Genomic DNA, 19990 nt, shown 5'->3' with positions numbered 1-19990 from the left:
CTAGGTCCGGACGGCGTGAGGCGCGCGCAGGCTTGCAAGCCACTGCCCGATCTCGCCGATATCGCCGGAAAGCTCGATGGCGCAATCGCCGGCAAACTCGCGCCAGGCGTTGAGGTTGGATTTCGGCACGCCGATGATCGAGGGAATGCCGCGGTCGACGGCATTGGCCATCAGATCGACCACCCCGCCGCCGGCGCACTCGGCCTTGCCGAACTTGTTGAGCACCAGCAGATCCGCCCCGCCGGCGAGGTTGCCTTCGATGCGCGCGGTGGCCTCGGCAAGCGCGCCCTCATCGAGCCGGCAGCCGGACGCGCCGGCCCCGCGGTCCTCGAAGATCGCCGTGCGGTGGCCGGTGGTCAGATCCTCCAGCACGACGTCGCAGCGCCGGTCCGGCGCCGTGCAGACCTGATGCTGCACGACACCCGCGAGCGAAAGTCCACGCTCCCGGCACAAGCGCACCAGCGCCTCGAAGGACGAGCCGGGATAGACATTGTCGGTGTAGACGATGGCCGCGACCCGCCGCGTCTGCGGCAGGGAGCCCTGGTCGTTCGGGGCGAGATCGGTGACGGACATCGGACAGCACCTCAATGGATCGGGTGATCTAACTAGGCTGGAAAACGCCGAGCGCGCTTTGCGGAAGCGCAAATCCGGAGTGACTGCCGCGTGGCGCGCGGGCGAGCCCGCCTCACCGACCGTCGTATTCGGCCCAGCAGTCGGCGGTCTCGTAGACGCGCACGGCGGAGATCGGCTTGATGCCCGCCTTCAGGCGATCCCAGATCCACACCGCGATGTTCTCGGCGGTGGGGTTCTCGAGACCTGAGACCTCGTTGAGGCAGCGGTGGTCCAGCGCGCCGACGATGTCGGCAAAGGCTTGCTCGAGATCGAAGAAGTCGACGACGAAGCCCGTACGGGGATCGACCTTGCCTTCGAGCTGGACCTCGACGCGGTAGGAATGACCGTGCAGCCGGCTGCAACGGTGAGTTTCGGGAACGCCCGGCAGCCGGTGCGCCGCCTCGAACTTGAACGCCTGCGATATCTTCATCTGGTTCCTGACAGAGGAGGCGGCTTTCGCGAATCCGGGACCAGCGCCGCCTGTGGATTGACCTTCGCTGCTTCGCCAGTCGCCGACAGCCTCAATGACGGCTCGACTGGACGTCGTGGCCCCTTGCCGGCGCGCACAATGAGATTGCCCGGCGGCGAGCCTGGCGGGCTGCTTCTGCTGCCCATGAAGCCAGCTCTTGCTCACGAAACAGGGGTCAATAGTCCGTCGCGACCATAACGGCAAGCGCCACATTCCCGAGCCGGACAGACCCCTGGCGCGTTCGTGACTGCTCGACAAAAAATATCGAAAACAACCCCATGCAAAGTAGCCGGCGATTGCCGGCGCGATGCCAGCACCATCGTAAGCCATTGAAATATCATACTAATGAGGAAGTAGACGACGTTACCAAGCACCGAGCTGGCGGTGCTCCTATGGTGCCACCCTTTCGGCGCGCGATATTTGTACCAGGCTCAATCGGGGTGAGCCGCGGTTCCCGCACAGCGCCCAAGTTTGACATCAGATGTTCCAATATATAGCATCAAACATCATGCGGACGACGCTCGATATCGATGATCCAATTCTGAGAGAGGTCAAGGCCCTTCACGAGAGCGAAGGCCGATCGATGGGGGCGGTTGTCTCCGAGCTGCTTGCCGAAGCGCTCGCGCGACGCCGTTCGTCGCGTGCTCGACCATCGTTCCGCTGGACCTCTCGCGACATGAAGTCTCTGGTCGATCTCTCTGACAAGGAGGCGGTTTACGCGGCCCTTGATATGGACCGGCGGTGAGCTACTCCCTCGACGTGAACGTGCTCCTCTACGCGTCGGACCGGTCGAGCGACCGTCACGTTCGCGCCCGCCGCTTCGTCGAGTCTTGCGCCGCTGGCCCGGAGATACTCTGCCTGACCTGGCCCACGCTGATGTCGTATCTCCGCATCGCTACACACCCGCGCATGTTCTCCGCGCCGCTGACGCCGGACGAAGCGCTCGGCAACGTCTCGGCGCTCATCGGGCTACCTCACGTGCGCGCCGTGTCCGAGCTGGACGGTTTTTTCGACGCTTACAAGCACGTATCCGGCGAGATGCCGGTTCGCGGCAACCTCGTTCCGGACGCCCACGTCGCGGCGATCCTGTTCCAGCACGGCATCCGGACGCTGTACACGAATGACCGCGATTTCCGGAAATTCCAATCGCTCGACGTGCGAGATCCCTTCTCTTGAGGTCCCACCGCGAGCGGTCCGATTGACAATATCATTAGTCTGTACTAATCATAAGTCATGACTGTTGATAACGCCCAGTTGGCCTCCCTTGGCGACCCGACCCGCCGCGCGATATTCGAGCTGATCGCAGAGCATCCGCGCTCGGTCGCGGAGATTACCCGGCAGGTTTCGGTCTCGCAGTCGGCTGTTTCCCAGCACCTCAAGGTGCTGCGCGAATCGCGCCTGGTTCGTTCCGAGCCGAAGGGTGCCAGCAACGTCTACCACATCGATCCACACGGGCTTGGCCAGATGCGTGCCTGGCTCGACCGGTTCTGGAGCAAAACGCTGGCGGCCTACAAGGTCGCCGTCGAGCAACCACCCGAGGAGTCACAATGAACGCTCGTATTTCAGTTGCGTCCGTGAAGCAGTCCGTCGTGGTCGAGGCGCCGATCGAGCGCGCATTCAAGGTCTTCACCGAGGGCTTCGGCAGTTTCAAACCGCCCGAGCACAACATGCTCGCTGTCCCGATTGCCGAGACGGTGTTCGAGCCTCGGGTCGGCGGCTACCTCTATGATCGTGGCGTCGACGGCAGCGAGTGCCGCTGGGCGCGCGTGCTGGCCTACGAGCCGCCCGACCGGGTGCTCCTGAGCTGGGACATCAGCCCGCAATGGCAGATCGAGACCGATCCGGACAGGACCAGCGAGTGGGAAGTGCGCTTCACCGCCGAGACGGCTGACCGCACCCGCGTCGAGATCGAGCACCGGAATTTGGATCGCCACGGCGAAGGCTGGGAAAGCGAGCGCGACGGAGTTGCCGGCGATCGGGGTTGGCCGCTGTACCTGAAGCGGTATGCCGACGTGTTGGCCCGCAAGGCCTGACGGCCGCAATGTCAACCGGCTCGGAGCGGGGATCGTGAATCGGCCCGAATACGGCGAGTGGTCGCTGGGCGAAGCTGGTCAGGCCGGTTCAGCATAGGATTTGCCATGCCATATTACGCTGCGATCGTCTCGTTGCTCACCGTGGCGTTCCATTTCTTCCTGGCCACGCGCGTCGCGGCGGCACATGGAAAGTTCAACGTGAAGCTTCCGGCAATGACCGGTAATGCAGACTTCGAGCGCGTGTTTCGCGTGCACATGAACACGCTCGAATGGATGCCGATCTTCCTGGTGTCGCTGTGGCTTTGCGCGATTTATCTGAACGACATCGCGGCCGCGACGCTCGGACTCATCTGGATTGGAGGACGTGTATTGTACTTCACCGGCTACATCAAAGCCGTGGAGAAGCGTCTGCCCGGGTTCTTCATCCAATCGACCGCATGCGCCTTGCTGTTCGTCGGCGCCGTTGTCGGCATCGTCCTGCGCGGAACAAGCGGTTGATCGGCGTCGCGGGGACAGTGCACTCAACTCGACAACTTCACTACGTCAATCGAAGACTCGGCCGAAGTTGGCGGCGATAGCGTGTACCAGAGTGGCGCGCCACGGACGATGAAGATGGGCACTTTTCTTTCGCCGTGGCACTATGATGATGTGCGACGGGGATCGACATCGCCGCCGAGGCTACGCCGCACTATCCGCAAGCAATCTCCGCATGACCTTCGGGTTGCGCTCGATGGCCAGCAATAGCGCGCGGGCCGGTGCGTCGGGCGTGCTGCGGCGCTGCTCCCAATCACGCAACGTCGTGATGGGCAGGTGGAAGGCTTCGGCAAATTCCGCCTGCGTCATCCCGAGGCGCTGTCGCAGCACCTTCACGCGCGACGCCCGGCGCATCCTGGCGAGTTGTTCGGGCGTGAGCGGCTGTGCATCAGGGTCGGACCGCGCGGCAGCCATTATCTCCTTGTCGCTCATCGCATCAAGTCGCGTCCAATCGGTGCGGCCTCGTGGAAGGGGCTCACCACGTTTCACAGTCACCCGCGTAGTACCGGTCTTGCTCATGTCGTGTGGCCTTTCGGGCCGAAATGATTCTACAGACGTCGTCGTCACGCACAGTCACAACCACGAACAGGACGTCTCGGTGCGCCATTCCGATGACCTGCATCCGCTCCCTCGCCGTAGGCGAACCGCGTGTCGATCTCTTCCACACGGTTCGGGTCTTCCAGGCCCGCAATGGCATCCGCAAAATCCAGGCCGTGCTTGCGAAGGTTATCGGCGGCTTTGCGATTGTCCCATTCGTACTGCAGGAGTGGATGGTACCGGATATCGGTAGTTGCGGCAAGCGGCGAGAGCGAAGCGTTTCGTCGCGGATTTGGTCACCAACGGCGAGCGTATCGTACTCTGGCGTAGTGGCGCGCCACTCGGAATAAAACTGCGAACTCGTACATAATTGAAATTGCTTGTGATTTTGCCTAATCTCAATGGTTCGACGGCCGTCGGCACCGACTTCGGCCTCATGCGCCGCCCTAGGGCATCTCAGCACGCCTCACGACAGCGTGCGCCTTGACCGCTCTGGGATCGTAGTATTGTCGTCAGGAGCCGTCGAAGCTTTGAGACCGAGGATTTCGCGTACGCGCTCGATCGCGGTCAAGGCAATGGCGCTCGAAGAGATGCACTCCAGAATCAAGCCGATGATCGCGACTGCGGTCGGACAGCGCGGCAAATGGAGGACATTATGGCGTTGCGTGATGACAAGGCCCGGGCGACCCTGATCCGCGATGCAGCGGGAATCGTGCAGCCGGGCAAGACCCCCCCGGCCTTTGCCGAGCTTCTGTTCGGCTACACCAATATCGAAGACCTCGCCAATCACGATGCCGCCTCGCTTGCCGTTCTGGCGGAGCAAGCCTGGGAGCATGTGCAGCGGCGCACGGCCGGCAGCGCCGAAATCCGCGTCGTCAATCCGACGATGCCGGATGGGCGCGAGATTTCCGTCCTCGAAGTTCTCAACGACAACATGCCCTTCCTGTTCGATTCCACGATGGCGGAGCTCGCCGAGCAGGGCATCGAAGTCACCCTCGTCGCTCACCCGATCATCGCCGTGGAGCGCGATGACCAGGGCAAGCTCCTGCGCTTCTACGGCGAAGCACTGCCGGAGGGAGCAAGGGGCGCGCGCGAAAGCCTGATTCACCTCCACATCAACCGCCTGGACGCCGATGCCGACCGCCAGAAGCTGATCAACGGCCTCACCGGGACGTTGAACGACGTGCGAGCCTGCGTCACCGACTGGCGCGCCATGCGCGAGCGGGTCGAAGAAGCGATCAAGACTTTCTCTTCCAATCCGCCGCCGCTGCCGATCGACGAGGTCGCGGAAGCCAACCAGTTCCTGCAATGGCTGTGCGCGGACAATTTCACCTTTCTGGGCGTGCGCGAATATCGCTTCTCGCCCGACGGCGATACCTCGGACGACATCAAGACCCGCGAAGGCCTCGGCATCCTGCGCAATAGCGATGTCAAGGTGCTGCGCCGCGGCAGCGAAATGGTGGTGATGACGTCGGAAATCCGCGAATTCATGCGCGAGCCGACCCTGCTCATCGTCATCAAGGCCAATGTCTCCAGCCGTGTCCATCGTCGCATCCGGATGGATTATGTCGGCATCAAGCTCTACACGCCCGACGGCCGGCTCGAGGGCGAATTGCGCCTCGTCGGTCTGTTCACCTCGGGCGCCTACACCCGCTCGGTACGGCAAATCCCTTATGTCCGCCACAAGGTGGCGCGGGTGCTGCAGCGCGCCGGCTTCGACCCGAGCGGCCATTCGGGCAAGGCGCTCATGCATATTCTCGAAGAATATCCGCGTGACGAACTGTTCCAGGTCGACGTCAACACTCTCTACAATTTCGTCATGGAGATCCTGATCCTCTACGAGCGCCCGCGCGTCCGGGCGCTGGCTCGGGTCGACAAGTTCGATCGCTTCGTCTCCATCCTCGCCTTCATTCCACGCGACAAATACGACACAGATGTGCGCACGCGCGTCGGCGCCTTCCTGACGCAGATCTACAAGGGGACCCTGTCGGCCTCCTACATGTCCTTTCCCGAGGGATCACTTGCGCGCGTCCACTACATCATCGGGCGCTATGAGGGCAAAACTCCTGCCGTCGAGCGCGCGACACTCGAAGCCGGGATCAGCGCCATTGCTGAAACCTGGGCTGACAAGCTGAAGGCGGCGCTTGCTGCTTCGACCGATGGCATGCGGGCGCGCATGCTCGCCAGCCGTTATGCCCAGGCCTTTACCGGCGGCTATACCGAGATATTCGGCGCGGAACAGGCGATCGCCGATATCGCCACCATCGAGAAGCTCACGCCAGCCCGTCCCGTGGCGATCTCGGTTCACCGCGACGAGGGCGAGAACGATCCCAGGCGCTTCGGACTGAAGGTGTTCTCGGATGCCACACCACTGTCGCTGTCCTATCGCGTGCCCGTGATCGAAAATCACGGCCTGCGCGTGGTCAACGAACGCACCTATCAGATCGTGCCCCGCACCACGTCGGCGCCGGTATGGCTGCACGATATGACGATCGAGACCAGCGACGGCCAGCCGATCGAGATCAGCCCGGAATTCAACCACCGCCTGGAAGCCTCGATCATGGCGGTGGTCCGCGATCGCGCCGAATCCGACGGATATAACGCGCTGATCCTGCGCACCGCCTTGGGTTGGCGGGAAGTCTCGACCATCCGGGCGCTGTCGCGCTACCTGCACCAGATCCGCGCTCCATTCAGCCAGGACTATATGTGGGAGACCTTGCGCAACAACGCTGCGATCACTGCCAGCATCGTCGCTCTGTTCCAGGCCCGCCTCGATCCGCGTCTCGCGTCCACGGATGCCGAGCGTTCGGCGCGCGAGACGGCGCTGCTCGCCGAGATCGAGGAGCAACTGAAATCCGTCGCCTCGCTCGACGAAGACCGCATCCTGCGCCGTTTCACCAATCTGGTGCAGTCAACCATCCGCACCAATTTGTGGCAGGTCGCCCAGGACGGACATCCGCGTCCGGTGATCTCCTTCAAGTTCGACGCGCGCCGGATCGACGACCTGCCGGCTCCACGACCTCTCTACGAGATCTTCGTCTATTCACCTCGCGTCGAAGGTATTCACCTGCGCTTCGGCAAGGTTGCTCGCGGTGGCTTGCGCTGGTCCGACCGGCCGCAGGATTTCCGCACCGAGATCCTTGGCCTGGTCAAGGCACAGCAGGTCAAGAACGCCGTCATCGTGCCGGTCGGCGCCAAGGGCGGCTTCGTGCCCAAACGCCTGCCCGCGCCCTCCAACCGAGATGCGTGGCTCGCGGAAGGCACCGAAGCCTATCGCATCTTCGTTCGCTCGCTGCTCGAACTCACTGACAATCTCGATGGCGATACGATCGCGCCGCCCGACGACACCGTGCGACATGACAGGGATGATCCCTATCTCGTCGTCGCCGCCGACAAGGGCACCGCCACCTTCTCCGACACCGCCAACGCGATCTCGACCGAAATGGGCCATTGGCTGGGCGATGCGTTCGCCTCCGGCGGCAGCCAGGGCTACGACCACAAGAAGATGGGCATCACCGCGCGCGGCGCGTGGGAAGCCGTCAAGCGCCATTTCCGCGAGCTCGGCACAGATATCCAGACCGTGCCCTTCACAGTGGCCGGTGTGGGCGACATGTCCGGCGACGTATTCGGCAACGGCGTGCTGCTTTCGCCTGCGATCAAGCTGGTCGCGGCTTTCGATCACCGCGACATATTCATCGATCCCTCGCCCGATCCCACCATCAGCCACGCCGAGCGTCTGCGCCTGTTCAACCTGCCGCGATCGAGCTGGCAGGACTACAGCAAGTCGCTGATCTCTCCGGGCGGCGGCGTGTTCTCCCGTTCGCTCAAGGCCATCCCGCTCGCGTCGCAGGTGCGGGCCCTGCTCGATCTTGACAAGCCGCAAGCCACGCCTTTCGAAGTGATGACGGCGATCCTGAAGGCACGCGTCGACCTGCTCTGGTTTGGCGGCATCGGCACCTACATCCGCGCTTCAGGGGAAAGCGACGATCAGGTCGGCGATCGCGCCAATGATCCGATCCGCGTCACCGGCGCGGATATCCGCGCCCGGGTGATTGGCGAAGGCGCCAATCTCGGCGTGACCCAGCGCGGTCGCATTGAGGCGGCGCAGACAGGCATCAAGCTCAATACCGATGCGATCGACAATTCGGCTGGGGTCAACACCTCCGACGTCGAAGTCAATCTCAAGATTGCGCTGGCACGCCCGGAACGCGATGGACGCCTCAGCAAGAGCGACCGCAACAGCCTGCTTGTCTCGATGACCGATGAGGCCGGCACGATGGTGCTGCGTAACAATTATCTGCAGACGCTGGCGCTTTCGTTGGCCGAACGCAAGGGTGTGGCCGACAACGGCTTCCTCGCCCGCCTGATGCAATCGCTCGAGCGGCGGGACCTCCTCCATCGCGGCGTAGAGTTCCTGCCGGACGATGCCGCGATCTCCGAGCGAACCCTGCGTGGCCAGTCCTTTACGCGGCCGGAACTTGCCGTGCTGCTCGCCTACGCCAAGCTCACGCTCTACGATGATCTGCTCATCACGAACGTGCCTGACGATCCCTATCTCGCTCGCGAACTCTCCCGCTACTTCCCCCGCGAGATTCTGGAAAGATTCCCCGATGCGGTGAAACACCATCGTCTGCGGCGGGAGATCATCTCGACCAATCTCGCCAACGCCGTGATCAATCGCGGCGGTCCGACTTGCATCGCGCGGCTGGTCGACGAGACGGATGCCGATGTGGCCACCATCGTCATGGCCTTCGTGGCGGTGGAACAATCTTACGGCCTTGAGCGGCTGAACAGCGCGATTGACGCGCTCGACAACAGAATCGACGGTCAGTTGCAGCTTACCCTCTACGCCGCGGTTCAGGATCTCTTGCTCTCCCGCATGGTCTGGTATGTGCGCAACGTCGATTTCAGCGTCGGGCTGGACGCGGTGATCTCGCGCTTCGGGCCGAGCATCCGCGAGATCGCCGCCGGGCTCGACAACGCCCTGCCGCCGGACATGCAGGCCGGCCGCAACAAGCGCCGGCAGGAACTGATCGAAGCCGGCCTCCCCACCGAACTTGCCGGCGAGTTCGCCGATCTCAACACTCTCCTTTCCGCACCCGACATCGTGATGGTCGCCGGGCGCAGCGACCGCGCGATTGCCGATACGGCCACGACCTTCTTCGCCGCCGAGGCCAATTTCCGTCTCGACCGTATCGTCGCTGCCGCGCGCGGCGTGGCGGCGAACGATTTCTTCGAACGTCTCGCCATCGACCGCGGCATCGACCAGATCGCGGCGGCCGAACGACGGCTGGTCGCGGATATGCTGGCGAACGGCCAATCCGGGCAACAGGCCGCCGAGACCTGGCTCGCGGCCCACCCCGAAGCGACCCGCATTCGCCGCTCGGTCGAGGAAATCGCTGCCAGCGGCCTGACGCTCGCCAAGCTAATGGTGGCGGCGAACTCGCTGGAGGATTTGGTGAGGCGCTGAGTGGCCTCGCTCGTGCCGGTGGCAAACTCTGCGACGGACGACGGACCTGATCCGAATACGTGGAAGCTGACAGAGCCATACTTCGTCGTGAGAGCTGCATTCAAGGTGCAGGCCCTCAACCATCGGACCCCGCACCCCCCGGGTGCTCCCGAGTTGAAGCTGCATCGTACGATGTCGCGGAATATCGTGGTTTTGGCGCGCCGCGGCCGATGAAGTTGGGCACTATGAGTTCGCCGTGGCGCTATGATGCTGTAGCCCGCCACGCGCTCCAATCGGCAAATGTGCGACAACCTGCGATCTTGCACGACGCGTCGATACAGGCCGGCGCCAAAACCCGTGTATCGAGCCGCAGCGGTGCACCCCGTCACGCGGCCGTCTGGACTTCGCGCTCCACAAGGTGGCCGACATCGCGCATGGCGACGGCGAGATCGTACTGAGCCTGCAGGTTGATCCAGAATTGCGGAGCATTGCCAAAATAACGGCCGAGGCGCAGCGCGGTCTCAGCCGTGACCGAGCGTTTGCCGTTCAGTATATCGACGATACGGCCTGATGGCACACGCAGCGCCCGTGCCAGTGCATTGGCCGAGAGGCGCCGTGTGTTCAGTTCGCGTCTCAGGATACGGCCGGGATGGATCGGAACCATGGCTGCTCCTCAGTGATAATCGACAATTTCTACCTCATAGACATCGCCGCCTTTGAAGCGAAAGCAAATGCGCCAAGGCCCATTGACCGTGATCGCCCATTGGCCTCTTCGGTTGCCCTTGAGCGGGTGAAGCCCGACGCTCTTGAGCGGGCTGATGTGATCGAGTCGTTCGGCCGCGTTCAAGATTGCCAATAGCTCCAGCGCCGATTCAGCATCGAGACCGCGAAATCTGGACTTGCCGGACTCGAATAGCCGACGCGTCGCCGAATTGCCCCACGAGCGTATCACATGGCGTGTCTACAACGCTTTACGTGGTACGTCAAGCGGATCGGCACCCCGGCCACGAGCGAACTCGGGCGCAGCAGCGGTTAGGCTGGACGTAGCGTGGCGTGCTCTGGCGTAGATTGGAGAATGGCGCGCCCGGAACGATTCGAACGTCCGACCCTCAGATTCGTAGTCTGATGCTCTATCCAGCTGAGCTACGGGCGCGTTTTCTTTGGCGATATGGGGCTTGAGAGCCCGATCTGCATCCAAATAATTGGAAGGCCGCGAAAGAGCGCTCTAGCTACCGGCTTCCGCCACGGTTTGCAAGGTCCGGAAGCGACCGAATGGCCGTCGTTCCGGGGCGATGCGCAAACACCGAACTATGGGCGCAATTGCGCCCCTGAGAATCCGGAAGGACGCGGGGGCGAGGTTTCCCGACTCCGGATTCGATCGTGACCCGAATAGCGAAAAAGGCTGCAATAACAACGGGATTCCGGGTTCATCGCTGCGCGTTGCCCGGGAGTGACCGGCTCGGACTTACGCGCTGGCCCGCTCGTCGCGCACACGCTGCAGTTCCACCGGGCGGTCCGGAATCGAGACGCGGAAGGTGGCGCCGATCGTGCCCTCGACGAGGTGAATGTCGCCGCCATGGGCGCGGACCAGCTCGGCGGCGATGGCAAGGCCAAGGCCGCTGCCGCCAGGGCGGCCCGAGGTCTGGAACGCCTCGAACAGGCGCTCGCGCGTCTTCGCCGGCACGCCCGGGCCGGTGTCGGAAACTTCCAGGATCGCGACCGCGCCCTCGCGGCGGCCGGTGATGCGGATCTGCATCGCCGCCGCGCTGCCCTGCGGCAGGCTCTCCAGCGCCTGCGCCGCGTTGCGCACGAGGTTGAGCAGCACGCGGAACAGCTGGTCGGCGTCGGCATCGACGGTGAGCCCGCGCTCGATGGCGGCGACCCAGGCGATGGAGGCGTCGGCGGCAAGGCCGGCGGATTCCCGCACTTCCGCCACGACGGGCTCGACCGGCACCATGCGGCGGTCGGGCTCGGCCTCCTGGGCGCGGCCGTAGGACAGCGTGGACTGGCAGAAGGCGATCGCGCGCTCCAGCGAGCGCATCAGTTTCGGCGCAAAGCGCTGCACCCGCGGATCGGGCACGCTCGCGAGCTGGTCCGACAACAGCTGCGAAGATGCCAGGAGATTGCGCAAATCGTGATTGATCTTGGAGACGGCAAGGCCGAGGGCTGCGAGCCGGCTCTTCTGGCTCAGCATCGAGACGAGGTCGCGCTGCATGTCCGAGAGTTCGCGCTCGGCGACGCCGATCTCGTCGCCGCGCTGGCTCGGCACGATGATCCGCGCCGGATTTTCCGGGTTTTCGTGGAAGCCGACGAGGTTGGCGGTGAGCCTGCGCATCGGCCGCACGAAGAGGTAATGCAGCGCCAGGTACACCAGCGCCGAAACGATGCCTGCGATCACGAGCGCCACGATCAGCAGGTTGCGCGAGAAGCGGTACATCGCCTTGCGCAGCGGAGCCTCGTCGATCACGACCTCGATGAACTGGGCGGCGCCCGGCGCCTTGCCGACGAGGCGGATGGCGTGGTTGTCGGTCTCCAGCATGGTTTCGAACGCGTCATGGATCGCCGCCCACACCGTGATGTTGCGGGTGTCGATGTCATGGTCGATTCTTTGCGGCAGGTCGGCGCTGGCGAGCAGGCGGCGCTGCTGGCCCATCTTGATGGCGACCGCACGCGCGTCGATGCTGGTCAGGATCTCGCGGGCGAGCGTCTCCGGCACCATGCCGAGCGGAGCGGCGTCGAGCACCAGGGCGGCGGTGTTGGCGGCGGCCAGGCGGTCGTTGAGCCGGTTGACGCGGAAGTTGGCGATGGCGGGCACGTAGATCATCATGCCGGCGATCATCGCCAGCGGAATGGTCATCAGCAACAGCTTGCCGGACAGGCCGAGCCGGCGCGCCCCCGTCGTGGGTCGCGGGCTGTCGCTGGCCGGCTGGTTGTCGGTCGCCACTGACACCGTACTTGCCCTCGATATCCGGCATTGAGGATGCGTTTGCGCCCCCGCACCGGTCAAATTACCGATCGCTAATGTGCGATCTAATGCGCGGCCCGCCGGATCGCCATCCCGCACGCTCAAAACCCCGCAGAATCGCCAGTATTTCAGCCGATTGTGCCCTTTCGAAGAACGGCGGCCGCCTCCTCCGGCAGCGTTGACGAAACGGGGTAACCTCCCGTATAAGCCGCGCCAATTGTCCGCGATGACCCGGTTTCTCGGGCAGCGGCTCATTGGGGCCGCAAGCGGCCGTTTTGGGCCGGTCAGCATCACCGGACGCTTTCTCAATTCAACGGCAGATTGCCCCATCGGGCGAATTGCTATGTCAGCGGAGATCGACCCGTGAAGCGGACCTATCAACCCAGCAAACTGGTGCGCAAGCGCCGCCACGGCTTTCGCGCGCGCCTGGCTACCGCCGGCGGCCGCAAGGTTCTCGCCGCCCGCCGTGCGCGGGGCCGCAAGCGTCTGAGCGCCTGAGCCGGGCCTCACCTTAGGACAATCATCATGGATCGGCTGAGGCAACGGGCGGACTTCCTCGCCGTTGCCAATGGCGCGAGGGTTTCCAGCGCGGCATTTGCCCTTCAGGCCCGCCGCCGCGACGACCATGGCCCGATCCGGGTCGGCTTCACCGTCACCAGGAAGAACGGCACCGCCACCGAGCGCAACCGCATCCGGCGCAGGCTTCGCGAACTGGTGAAGCGGCTGGACGTCATATCGATGCGACCGCACCATGATTATGTGCTAGTCGGCCGCCGGGAGGCGCTGACGCGGGACTTCGCGGTCATGCTGGACGACCTGCGTTCCGCGCTCCGTCGCCTCGACCGCAAGGCGTTTTCAAGCGAAGTGGGCAACGGTTCGCGCACGGAAAACGCGCCAGGTAAAGACCGCCCATCAAGCCGCGCCGCAATTCGACCTGAATGACGAGACCGCAAAACCGATGACCGACAATCGCAACACCATCCTCGCCGTCATTCTGTCCGGCCTCGTGCTGATCGCCTGGCAATACTTCTACAACGTGCCGCAGATGGAGAAGCAGCGCGTCGAGGCCCAGAAGCAGGCCGAGCTGCAGAAACCGACGCAGGCGGTGCCCGGAACCGCGCCCGGCAGCACGACGCCGCAGGCCGGCAGCACGCCTTCGCCCGCGCCGGCCGCGCCCACCGCCGTCGTGCCGCGCGATACCGCAATCTCAGCCTCCCCGCGCGTCAAGATCGAGACCCCCAAGATCACCGGCAGCATCTCGCTGAAGGGCGCCCGCATCGACGACGTCGCGCTGACACAGTACCGCGAGACGGTCGATCCGAAGTCGCCCGCCATCGTGTTGTTCTCGCCGTCCGGCACGGCCGAACCCTATTATGCCGAATTCCTCTGGGTTCCGGCCCAGGGCTCGCGCGCGCGCATCCCGAACAGCGACACCCTCTGGCGGCAGGAAGGCTCCAACAGCCTGACGCCGACGACGCCGGTGGTGCTGAAGTACGACAATGGCGAAGGCCTGACCTTCAAGCGCACGATATCGGTCGACGAGCGCTATCTATTCACCATCAAGGACGAAGTCTTCAACATCAGCAGCGATCCGGTGACCCTGTTCCCGTACGGCCTGCTGTCGCGCGGCGGAACGCCGCAGGTTTCCGGCTACTACATCCTGCACGAGGGCTTCATCGGCTATCTCGGCGAGAAGGGCCTGCAGGAGTACAGCTACAAGAACATCGACGACGCCAAGACAACGGTCGACTCGGGCGCCAAGGGCCTCACCTTTGACAAGGTGACCAATGCGTGGCTGGGCATCACCGATAAATACTGGGCCGCTGCGCTATTGCCCGACACGACCGCGACGCTGGAGACCGCGCGCTTCTCCACCGGCGGCGCGATGAAGCGCTACCAGGCCGACTACAGGCTGGGCGGGCAGACCATCTCGATCGGCGGGACCGCCACCAGCAACGCGCGCCTGTTCGCCGGCGCCAAGGAAGCCGGCGTGGTCGGCATCAATTTCCCCCTCGTCGGCCTCGGCGGCTACAACAAGGCGCTCGGGCTCAACCACTTCGATCTCCTGATCGACTGGGGCTGGTTCTACTTCATCACCAAGCCGATGTTCCTGGCGCTGGACTGGTTCTTCCACCTGATCGGCAATTTCGGCATCGCGATCCTGATGGTGACCCTGCTGGTGAAGGTGATCTTCTTCCCGCTGGCGAACAAGTCCTATGCCTCGATGGCGAAGATGAAGTCGGTGCAGCCGCAGCTGCAGGCGCTGAAGGAGCGCTATCCCGACGACAAGGTGAAGCAGCAGCAGGAGATGATGGAGATCTACAAGAAGGAGAAGATCAACCCGGTCGCGGGCTGCCTTCCCATCCTGCTGCAGATCCCGGTATTCTTCGCACTGTACAAGGTGCTGTTCGTCACCATCGAGATGCGGCACGCACCGTTCTACGGCTGGATCAAGGACCTCTCGGCGCCCGACCCGACCACGATCTTCAACCTGTTCGGGCTGATCCCGTTCGACCCGGTCGCGGTGTTCGGCGCCGGCGTCGGCGCCTACCTGATGCTCGGCGTCTGGCCGATCATCATGGGCATCACGATGTGGGTCCAGATGAAGCTCAACCCGGCGCCGCCGGATCCGACCCAGAAGATGATCTTCGACTGGATGCCGCTGATCTTCACCTTCATGCTGGCGAGCTTCCCCGCGGGCCTCGTCATCTACTGGGCATGGAACAACCTGCTCTCGGTGATCCAGCAGAGCTACATCATGCGCAAGAACGGCGTGAAGGTGGAGCTGTTCGACAATCTCAAGGCCACCTTCGCGAAGAAGCCCGCGAAAGTGGGGTCGAAGACGTAGCGCCAGCTTTCTCGACTTCAGAAGTCGTCATGCCCGGGCAAAAGCGCGAAGCGCGTCTTCGCGCAGATGGCCCGGGCATCCACGTCTTAGGGAGCAGCGAGAAAGGACGTGGATGGCCGGGACAAGCCCGGCCATGACGAAGTCGGAAATCCTTCACCATGACCACCGACATCGATGCGGAGCTGATCGAGCAGGGGCGAAAGCTGTTCGCCGGCGACTGGCATTTCATCTGGGCCTCGCCCTCGATCGAGACGCTCCCGCCGATGGGCGGCATCGAGATCGCCTTTGCCGGCCGCTCCAATGTCGGCAAGTCCAGCCTGATCAACGCGCTGACCGGCCGCAACGCGCTCGCGCGCACCTCCCACACGCCGGGCCGCACGCAGGAGCTGATCTTCTTCGAAGGTCCCGACAAGAACGGCCTGCGGCTGGTGGACATGCCCGGCTATGGTTATGCCGCGGCGGCGAAAACAAAAGTCGCGTCGTGGACGGCGCTGATCCACAAGTTCCTGCTGGGCCGCGCCAGCCTTGCCCGCGTCTACGTGCTGATCGACGGCCGCCACGGCCTGAAGGATGTCGACCAGGACGTTCTGAAGACGCTGGATAAATCCGCCGTGAGCTACCAGATCGTGCTGACCAAGGCCGACCAGGTGAAGGCCGCCGAGCTCGCCGCGCGCATCGAGGAGACCAAGGCGGCGCTGGCAAAGCACCCTGCCGCGTTTCCGGACGTGCTGGCGACGTCCGCGCGCTCCGGCCGCGGCATGCCGGAGCTGCGCGCGGCGATGGTGCGTCTGATGCGGGAGCGCGGGCAATGAATCGAATTGCGCGCGTGCTGATCGTGCTTGCGGGCATCATGGGCGCCGATGGCGTCATCCTCGCTGCGGCCTCCGCGCACCAGGCCGATGCGTCGCGGCTCGGCGCGGCCTCGTCGATGCTGCTGTTTCACGCCTGTGCGGTGCTCGCGACGGTGGCGCTTGCCGAGCGCGGCCTCATTCATGCCCGCATCGGGCTGACTGCCGCGACCGGCTTCGTCATCGCCGCGGCATTTTTCGCAGGCGATCTCACGCTGCGCCAATATGCCGGCCACGGCCTGTTCCCGATGGCGGCACCGACCGGCGGCACGCTCTTGATCGCAAGCTGGCTGGCGCTGGCGGTCGCAGCCGCATGGCCGAAGCGGAATTAGCGCTCAGATTTCGTGTCCCGGGACGCGGTGTAGCGTGTAACGCTGCTCCGCAGAGCCGGGACCCATGCCCGCCGAATGGGCCCCGGCTCAGCAGCGCACCGCACCGGACGATGGGACGATGCTTCGCATCGCCGGGGACGCGCTGCGCTGCGTCCGGGGCACGAGAGCGTTGCATGGTCCTCTTTGCGCCCTGCCCGGCAATCGGATAGAAACCGGCCCGACATCCGCTCCTGCCCGCCCACGCGAGATCATCCATGCCCGACACCGACATCAGCCCGCTCGACAAGGCTCGAATCCTGTCCGAGGCGCTGCCGCATATGCAGGAATATGACGAGGAAACCATCGTCATCAAATATGGCGGCCATGCCATGGGTGACGAGGACACCGCCAGGGCCTTCGCACGCGACATCGTGCTCTTGGAGCAGACCGCGATCAATCCGGTGGTGGTGCATGGCGGCGGGCCGCAGATCGCGACCATGCTGAAGCGCCTCGGCATCCAGTCGGAATTCGCGGCGGGCCTGCGCATCACCGACGCCGCCACCATCGAGATCGTCGAGATGGTGCTGGCGGGCTCGGTCAACAAGCAGCTGGTCGGCTACATCAACGAGGCCGGCGGCAAGGCGGTGGGCCTGTCCGGCAAGGACGGCAGCATGGTGAAGGCCTCGAAGACCAAGCGCACCATGGTCGATCCCGATTCCAACATCGAGAAGGCGATCGATCTCGGCTTCGTCGGCGATCCCGAAAGGGTCGACCTGACGCTGCTCAACCAGCTGATCGGCTATGAGCTGATCCCCGTGCTGGCGCCGCTCGCGACCTCAGCCGACGGGCAGACGCTCAACGTCAACGCCGACACCTTTGCCGGCGCCGTTGCCGGCGCGCTGAAGGCGAAACGCCTGCTCTTGCTCACCGACGTGCCCGGCGTGCTCGACAAGTCGAAGAAGCTGATTCCGGAACTGTCGGTGAAGGACGCGCGCAAGCTGATCGCCGACGGCACCATTTCCGGCGGCATGATCCCGAAGGTCGAGACCTGCATCTATGCGCTGGAGCAGGGCGTGCAGGGCGTCGTCATCATCGACGGCAAGACGCAACATGCGGTATTGCTGGAGCTGTTCACGAATCAGGGTACCGGCACGCTGATCCACAAGTGACAGGCTTCAGAGAGAAAGCCCCGATCATCAGGCGCAGTTTTCGCGCCCGAATGCGCCGTTATGCACGGCGCACGGTTCTCGCATTGCCGGCCGCCGCGCTGTCGATCCTGGTATCCGCCGCGCCCGCGCATGCGGACCTGAAACTCTGCAACCGAATGAGCTACGTGGTCGAGGTCGCGATCGGCATCGATCATCAGTCGGCGACGGCGACGCGCGGCTGGTTCCGGATCGATCCCGCCGGTTGCCGCGTGGTGGCGCAGGGCACGCTGACCGCGGACCGCATCCTGCTGCATGCGCGCGCGCTCGGGCTGTACGGCTCCTCGCCGGCCCCGCAGGGCGGCGCCGACACGCTCTGCATCGCCGAGCAGAATTTCGTCATCGCGGCTGCGCGGCAATGCCGCGCGGGACAGACGCCCGCGCCGTTCACGCAAGTTCACCCGACGCCGGGCGATGACGGCCACCTCATCGCCTATCTCGCCGAGGATTCCGAGTACGACGACGAGCAGGCACGGCTTGCCGGCATCCAGCGGCTGCTGGTCGTCGCCGGCTACGATGCCTCCCCGATCGACGGCACCGACGGGCCGAAGACGCAGGCCGCGCTCAATGCGTTCCTGAAGAGCCGCGGACTCGGTGCGGACGCGGTGCAGCAGCCGAATTTCTTCGCCAGGCTGATCGAGGCAGTGCAGTCGCCTTCCGCGACCGGGCTCACCTGGTGCAACGACACGCCGCACAAGATCATGGCGGCGGTGGCGACCGACGACGGCAAGAGCGTGACCAGCCGCGGCTGGTATCGCATCGATCCCGGCAAGTGCCTGCATCCCGACGTCACCGGCCAGCCGAGGCAGATCTTCAGCTTTGCCGAGGCTGTCGACCACGACAATCGCGCGGTGAAGTACAAGGACAAGGCGCTGAACTGGGGCGGCAGCACACAGCTCTGCACCCGCGAAGCCAAGTTCGAGATCAACGAGCAGGGCGATTGCGGCACCCGCGGGCTTTCCGCCGCGGGCTTTGCCGCCGTCGACATGAGCGCCGGCGGCAAAACGCTGCGCTTTGCGATGCCATGAACTATCTTCTTGTCGTCCCGGCGAAAGCCGGGACCCATAACCACAGGGCGACTTTATTGACCCCGGTGCATCTCCAAGCAAAGGCAACGCGCAGCGTGCTCACCAATATCCGTCACGGCGTATGGGTCCCGGCCTTCGCCGGGACGACGGGGTGAGGGAGCAATGACCACCTCGCGCACCTCCCGCGGCTTCGACCATGTCGACACCTGGGTGTTCGACCTCGACAACACGCTCTATCCGCATCACGTCAATCTGTGGCAGCAGGTCGATGCGCGGATCGGCGAGTTTGTCGCGGACTTCCTCAAAGTGTCGGCAGAGGAAGCGCGCCGCATCCAGAAGGATTACTACCGCCGCTACGGCACCACCATGCGCGGCATGATGACCGAGCACGGCATCAGCGCCGACGACTTTCTCAGCTACGTGCACAAGATCGACCACTCGCCGCTCGAACCCAATCCGGCGATGGGCGCCGCGATCGCCAGGCTGCCCGGCCGCAAGCTGATCCTCACCAACGGTTCGGTCGACCATGTCGATGCGGTGCTGGAGCGGTTGGGGCTATCGGCGCATTTCGATGCCGTGTTCGACATCATCGCCGCCGAGCTCGAGCCGAAGCCCGCGCCGCAGACCTACCGGCGCTTCCTTTCCCTGCACGGCGTCGATCCGGCGCGATCGGCGATGTTCGAGGACCTCGCGCGCAATCTCGAGGTGCCGCACCGGCTCGGCATGACCACCGTGCTGGTGGTGCCCGACGGCACCAGGGAAGTGGTGCGCGAGGACTGGGAGCTGGAAGGCCACGATGCCGGCCATGTCGATCATGTCACCGACGATCTGACCGGGTTCTTGCAGCGGCTCATCTAGCTGTCGTCCCGGGCAAGCGACCCTTCTTCGCTTGCTGCGCAAGCTTCGCAGGGTTCAAGTCCGCCGAAGCGCTTGCGCGAAGGCGGAAGCGCGACCCGGGACCCAGAACCACAGGATCGAGTGGATACGGGAATTCGGAGCTACGCCTTCGTGCCACCACATCTCCCTGTGGTTATGGGTCCTGCTTTCCAGGGACGACAGTCGAGAATGCGGCTGCTGTAATTGTCATCCCGTCCTTGACTCCTTACTGCCATTTCCGGAAAAAGCCCCCGAAGATCCGCCCGCTGCACCCC

At 64.2% G+C, this 19990-nt stretch carries 21 protein-coding genes and 1 tRNA gene; 14 read left to right on the top strand and 8 right to left on the bottom strand.

Features of this window, described 5'->3' with window-relative positions:
• Together ACT4OC_RS06120 and queD are read right to left on the bottom strand one after the other, a co-directional pair.
• Entirely contained in the window at nucleotides 1-573 is a 573-nt protein-coding gene (locus ACT4OC_RS06120) for a DUF2478 domain-containing protein (protein WP_444838072.1), read from the bottom strand.
• Nucleotides 574-685: 112 nt separating this feature from the next.
• Nucleotides 686-1042 carry a 6-carboxytetrahydropterin synthase QueD gene (gene queD / locus ACT4OC_RS06115; RefSeq protein ID WP_444838071.1) on the bottom strand — a complete coding sequence of 119 codons (357 nt, stop codon included), beginning with the start codon at nucleotides 1040-1042 and terminating at the stop codon, nucleotides 686-688.
• Nucleotides 1043-1589: 547 nt separating this feature from the next.
• On the opposite strand from queD, the gene ACT4OC_RS06110 reads away from it, so the two are divergent.
• The 5 genes from ACT4OC_RS06110 (at nucleotide 1590) to ACT4OC_RS06090 (ending at nucleotide 3612) form a co-directional block, all read left to right on the top strand.
• Nucleotides 1590-1826, top strand: a complete 237-nt coding sequence (locus ACT4OC_RS06110; RefSeq protein ID WP_444838070.1) for a CopG family transcriptional regulator — start codon at nucleotides 1590-1592, stop codon at nucleotides 1824-1826.
• The gene (locus tag ACT4OC_RS06105) at nucleotides 1823-2257 is read left to right on the top strand and encodes a TA system VapC family ribonuclease toxin (RefSeq protein ID WP_444838069.1); all 435 of its coding nucleotides are present in this window, start codon (nucleotides 1823-1825) and stop codon (nucleotides 2255-2257) included. Before ACT4OC_RS06110 ends, ACT4OC_RS06105 begins: the two co-directional genes overlap by 4 nt.
• Before the next feature lie 57 nt (nucleotides 2258-2314).
• Nucleotides 2315-2632, top strand: coding sequence for an ArsR/SmtB family transcription factor (locus tag ACT4OC_RS06100; RefSeq protein WP_065746034.1), 318 nt, complete (start codon nucleotides 2315-2317; stop codon nucleotides 2630-2632).
• The gene (locus ACT4OC_RS06095) at nucleotides 2629-3114 is read left to right on the top strand and encodes an SRPBCC family protein (RefSeq protein WP_444838068.1); all 486 of its coding nucleotides are present in this window, start codon (nucleotides 2629-2631) and stop codon (nucleotides 3112-3114) included. Before ACT4OC_RS06100 ends, ACT4OC_RS06095 begins: the two co-directional genes overlap by 4 nt.
• Before the next feature lie 132 nt (nucleotides 3115-3246).
• On the top strand, nucleotides 3247-3612 hold the full coding sequence (locus ACT4OC_RS06090; RefSeq protein ID WP_444838067.1) for an MAPEG family protein: 366 nt from the start codon (nucleotides 3247-3249) through the stop codon (nucleotides 3610-3612).
• A 180-nt stretch (nucleotides 3613-3792) separates the two neighbouring features.
• Here ACT4OC_RS06090 and ACT4OC_RS06085 read toward each other — a convergent pair whose 3' ends face one another.
• Both ACT4OC_RS06085 and ACT4OC_RS06080 read right to left on the bottom strand, forming a co-directional pair.
• On the bottom strand, nucleotides 3793-4080 hold the full coding sequence (locus ACT4OC_RS06085) for a helix-turn-helix domain-containing protein (protein ID WP_444838066.1): 288 nt from the start codon (nucleotides 4078-4080) through the stop codon (nucleotides 3793-3795).
• A gap of 43 nt (nucleotides 4081-4123) precedes the next feature.
• Nucleotides 4124-4345 carry a BrnT family toxin gene (locus tag ACT4OC_RS06080; protein ID WP_444838065.1) on the bottom strand — a complete coding sequence of 74 codons (222 nt, stop codon included), beginning with the start codon at nucleotides 4343-4345 and terminating at the stop codon, nucleotides 4124-4126.
• Between the two features lie 483 nt (nucleotides 4346-4828).
• Between ACT4OC_RS06080 and ACT4OC_RS06075 the strand changes: the two genes are divergently transcribed.
• Complete coding sequence (locus ACT4OC_RS06075) at nucleotides 4829-9655, top strand: NAD-glutamate dehydrogenase (RefSeq protein WP_444838064.1); 4827 nt, start codon at nucleotides 4829-4831, stop codon at nucleotides 9653-9655.
• Between the two features lie 364 nt (nucleotides 9656-10019).
• Here the strand turns inward: ACT4OC_RS06075 and ACT4OC_RS06070 are convergent, their stop codons facing one another.
• The 4 genes from ACT4OC_RS06070 to ACT4OC_RS06055 all read right to left on the bottom strand — a co-directional run bounded on the left by ACT4OC_RS06070 (nucleotide 10020) and on the right by ACT4OC_RS06055 (nucleotide 12491).
• Complete coding sequence (locus tag ACT4OC_RS06070) at nucleotides 10020-10298, bottom strand: HigA family addiction module antitoxin (protein WP_444838063.1); 279 nt, start codon at nucleotides 10296-10298, stop codon at nucleotides 10020-10022.
• A gap of 9 nt (nucleotides 10299-10307) precedes the next feature.
• Nucleotides 10308-10586 carry a type II toxin-antitoxin system RelE/ParE family toxin gene (locus ACT4OC_RS06065; RefSeq protein ID WP_444838062.1) on the bottom strand — a complete coding sequence of 93 codons (279 nt, stop codon included), beginning with the start codon at nucleotides 10584-10586 and terminating at the stop codon, nucleotides 10308-10310.
• Between the two features lie 124 nt (nucleotides 10587-10710).
• A tRNA-Arg gene (locus tag ACT4OC_RS06060) sits at nucleotides 10711-10787 on the bottom strand.
• A 312-nt stretch (nucleotides 10788-11099) separates the two neighbouring features.
• Nucleotides 11100-12491, bottom strand: a complete 1392-nt coding sequence (locus ACT4OC_RS06055) for a sensor histidine kinase (RefSeq protein ID WP_444838074.1) — start codon at nucleotides 12489-12491, stop codon at nucleotides 11100-11102.
• Nucleotides 12492-12962: 471 nt separating this feature from the next.
• Here ACT4OC_RS06055 and rpmH point away from each other — a divergent pair, with 471 nt between their 5' ends.
• The 8 genes from rpmH to ACT4OC_RS06015 all read left to right on the top strand — a co-directional run bounded on the left by rpmH (nucleotide 12963) and on the right by ACT4OC_RS06015 (nucleotide 19697).
• A complete protein-coding gene (gene rpmH, locus ACT4OC_RS06050; protein ID WP_008542748.1) occupies nucleotides 12963-13097 on the top strand; it encodes a 50S ribosomal protein L34 in 135 nt (44 codons plus the stop codon).
• Nucleotides 13098-13124: 27 nt separating this feature from the next.
• Nucleotides 13125-13541, top strand: coding sequence for a ribonuclease P protein component (rnpA, locus tag ACT4OC_RS06045; RefSeq protein WP_444838061.1), 417 nt, complete (start codon nucleotides 13125-13127; stop codon nucleotides 13539-13541).
• A gap of 16 nt (nucleotides 13542-13557) precedes the next feature.
• Nucleotides 13558-15447, top strand: a complete 1890-nt coding sequence (yidC, locus tag ACT4OC_RS06040) for a membrane protein insertase YidC (protein WP_444838060.1) — start codon at nucleotides 13558-13560, stop codon at nucleotides 15445-15447.
• 158 nt (nucleotides 15448-15605) lie between these two features.
• Nucleotides 15606-16259 carry a ribosome biogenesis GTP-binding protein YihA/YsxC gene (gene yihA, locus ACT4OC_RS06035; protein ID WP_444838059.1) on the top strand — a complete coding sequence of 218 codons (654 nt, stop codon included), beginning with the start codon at nucleotides 15606-15608 and terminating at the stop codon, nucleotides 16257-16259.
• A complete protein-coding gene (locus tag ACT4OC_RS06030; RefSeq protein WP_444838058.1) occupies nucleotides 16256-16627 on the top strand; it encodes a DUF423 domain-containing protein in 372 nt (123 codons plus the stop codon). The genes yihA and ACT4OC_RS06030 overlap by 4 nt, the downstream gene beginning before the upstream one ends.
• Nucleotides 16628-16881: 254 nt before the next feature.
• Nucleotides 16882-17775 carry an acetylglutamate kinase gene (gene argB / locus ACT4OC_RS06025; RefSeq protein ID WP_444838057.1) on the top strand — a complete coding sequence of 298 codons (894 nt, stop codon included), beginning with the start codon at nucleotides 16882-16884 and terminating at the stop codon, nucleotides 17773-17775.
• Between the two features lie 50 nt (nucleotides 17776-17825).
• Nucleotides 17826-18839, top strand: a complete 1014-nt coding sequence (locus ACT4OC_RS06020) for a DUF1036 domain-containing protein (protein WP_444838056.1) — start codon at nucleotides 17826-17828, stop codon at nucleotides 18837-18839.
• Between the two features lie 162 nt (nucleotides 18840-19001).
• Nucleotides 19002-19697, top strand: coding sequence for a pyrimidine 5'-nucleotidase (locus ACT4OC_RS06015; RefSeq protein ID WP_444838055.1), 696 nt, complete (start codon nucleotides 19002-19004; stop codon nucleotides 19695-19697).
• The last annotated feature ends 293 nt before the right edge of the window (nucleotides 19698-19990 follow it).

This window comes from Bradyrhizobium sp., from assembly GCF_052389815.1.
In the GTDB taxonomy this organism is placed as follows: domain Bacteria; phylum Pseudomonadota; class Alphaproteobacteria; order Rhizobiales; family Xanthobacteraceae; genus Bradyrhizobium.
The sequence above is the reverse complement of the archived record's forward strand: the minus strand, read 5'-3'. Positions and strand labels throughout refer to the sequence as shown.

Bases quoted from the DNA above. Each gene is read 5' to 3' on its own strand.
- ACT4OC_RS06120 (WP_444838072.1), bottom strand. From the start codon at position 573: ATGTCCGTCACCGATCTCGCCCCGAACGACCAGGGCTCCCTGCCGCAG.
- queD (WP_444838071.1), bottom strand. From the start codon at position 1,042: ATGAAGATATCGCAGGCGTTCAAGTTCGAGGCGGCGCACCGGCTGCCG.
- ACT4OC_RS06110 (WP_444838070.1), top strand. From the start codon at position 1,590: ATGCGGACGACGCTCGATATCGATGATCCAATTCTGAGAGAGGTCAAG.
- ACT4OC_RS06100 (WP_065746034.1), top strand. From the start codon at position 2,315: ATGACTGTTGATAACGCCCAGTTGGCCTCCCTTGGCGACCCGACCCGC.
- ACT4OC_RS06095 (WP_444838068.1), top strand. From the start codon at position 2,629: ATGAACGCTCGTATTTCAGTTGCGTCCGTGAAGCAGTCCGTCGTGGTC.
- ACT4OC_RS06085 (WP_444838066.1), bottom strand. From the start codon at position 4,080: ATGAGCGACAAGGAGATAATGGCTGCCGCGCGGTCCGACCCTGATGCA.
- ACT4OC_RS06080 (WP_444838065.1), bottom strand. From the start codon at position 4,345: ATGCCATTGCGGGCCTGGAAGACCCGAACCGTGTGGAAGAGATCGACA.
- ACT4OC_RS06075 (WP_444838064.1), top strand. From the start codon at position 4,829: ATGGAGGACATTATGGCGTTGCGTGATGACAAGGCCCGGGCGACCCTG.
- ACT4OC_RS06070 (WP_444838063.1), bottom strand. From the start codon at position 10,298: ATGGTTCCGATCCATCCCGGCCGTATCCTGAGACGCGAACTGAACACA.
- ACT4OC_RS06055 (WP_444838074.1), bottom strand. From the start codon at position 12,491: ATGACCATTCCGCTGGCGATGATCGCCGGCATGATGATCTACGTGCCC.
- rnpA (WP_444838061.1), top strand. From the start codon at position 13,125: ATGGATCGGCTGAGGCAACGGGCGGACTTCCTCGCCGTTGCCAATGGC.
- yidC (WP_444838060.1), top strand. From the start codon at position 13,558: ATGACCGACAATCGCAACACCATCCTCGCCGTCATTCTGTCCGGCCTC.
- yihA (WP_444838059.1), top strand. From the start codon at position 15,606: ATGACCACCGACATCGATGCGGAGCTGATCGAGCAGGGGCGAAAGCTG.
- ACT4OC_RS06030 (WP_444838058.1), top strand. From the start codon at position 16,256: ATGAATCGAATTGCGCGCGTGCTGATCGTGCTTGCGGGCATCATGGGC.
- argB (WP_444838057.1), top strand. From the start codon at position 16,882: ATGCCCGACACCGACATCAGCCCGCTCGACAAGGCTCGAATCCTGTCC.
- ACT4OC_RS06020 (WP_444838056.1), top strand. From the start codon at position 17,826: ATGCGCCGTTATGCACGGCGCACGGTTCTCGCATTGCCGGCCGCCGCG.
- ACT4OC_RS06015 (WP_444838055.1), top strand. From the start codon at position 19,002: ATGACCACCTCGCGCACCTCCCGCGGCTTCGACCATGTCGACACCTGG.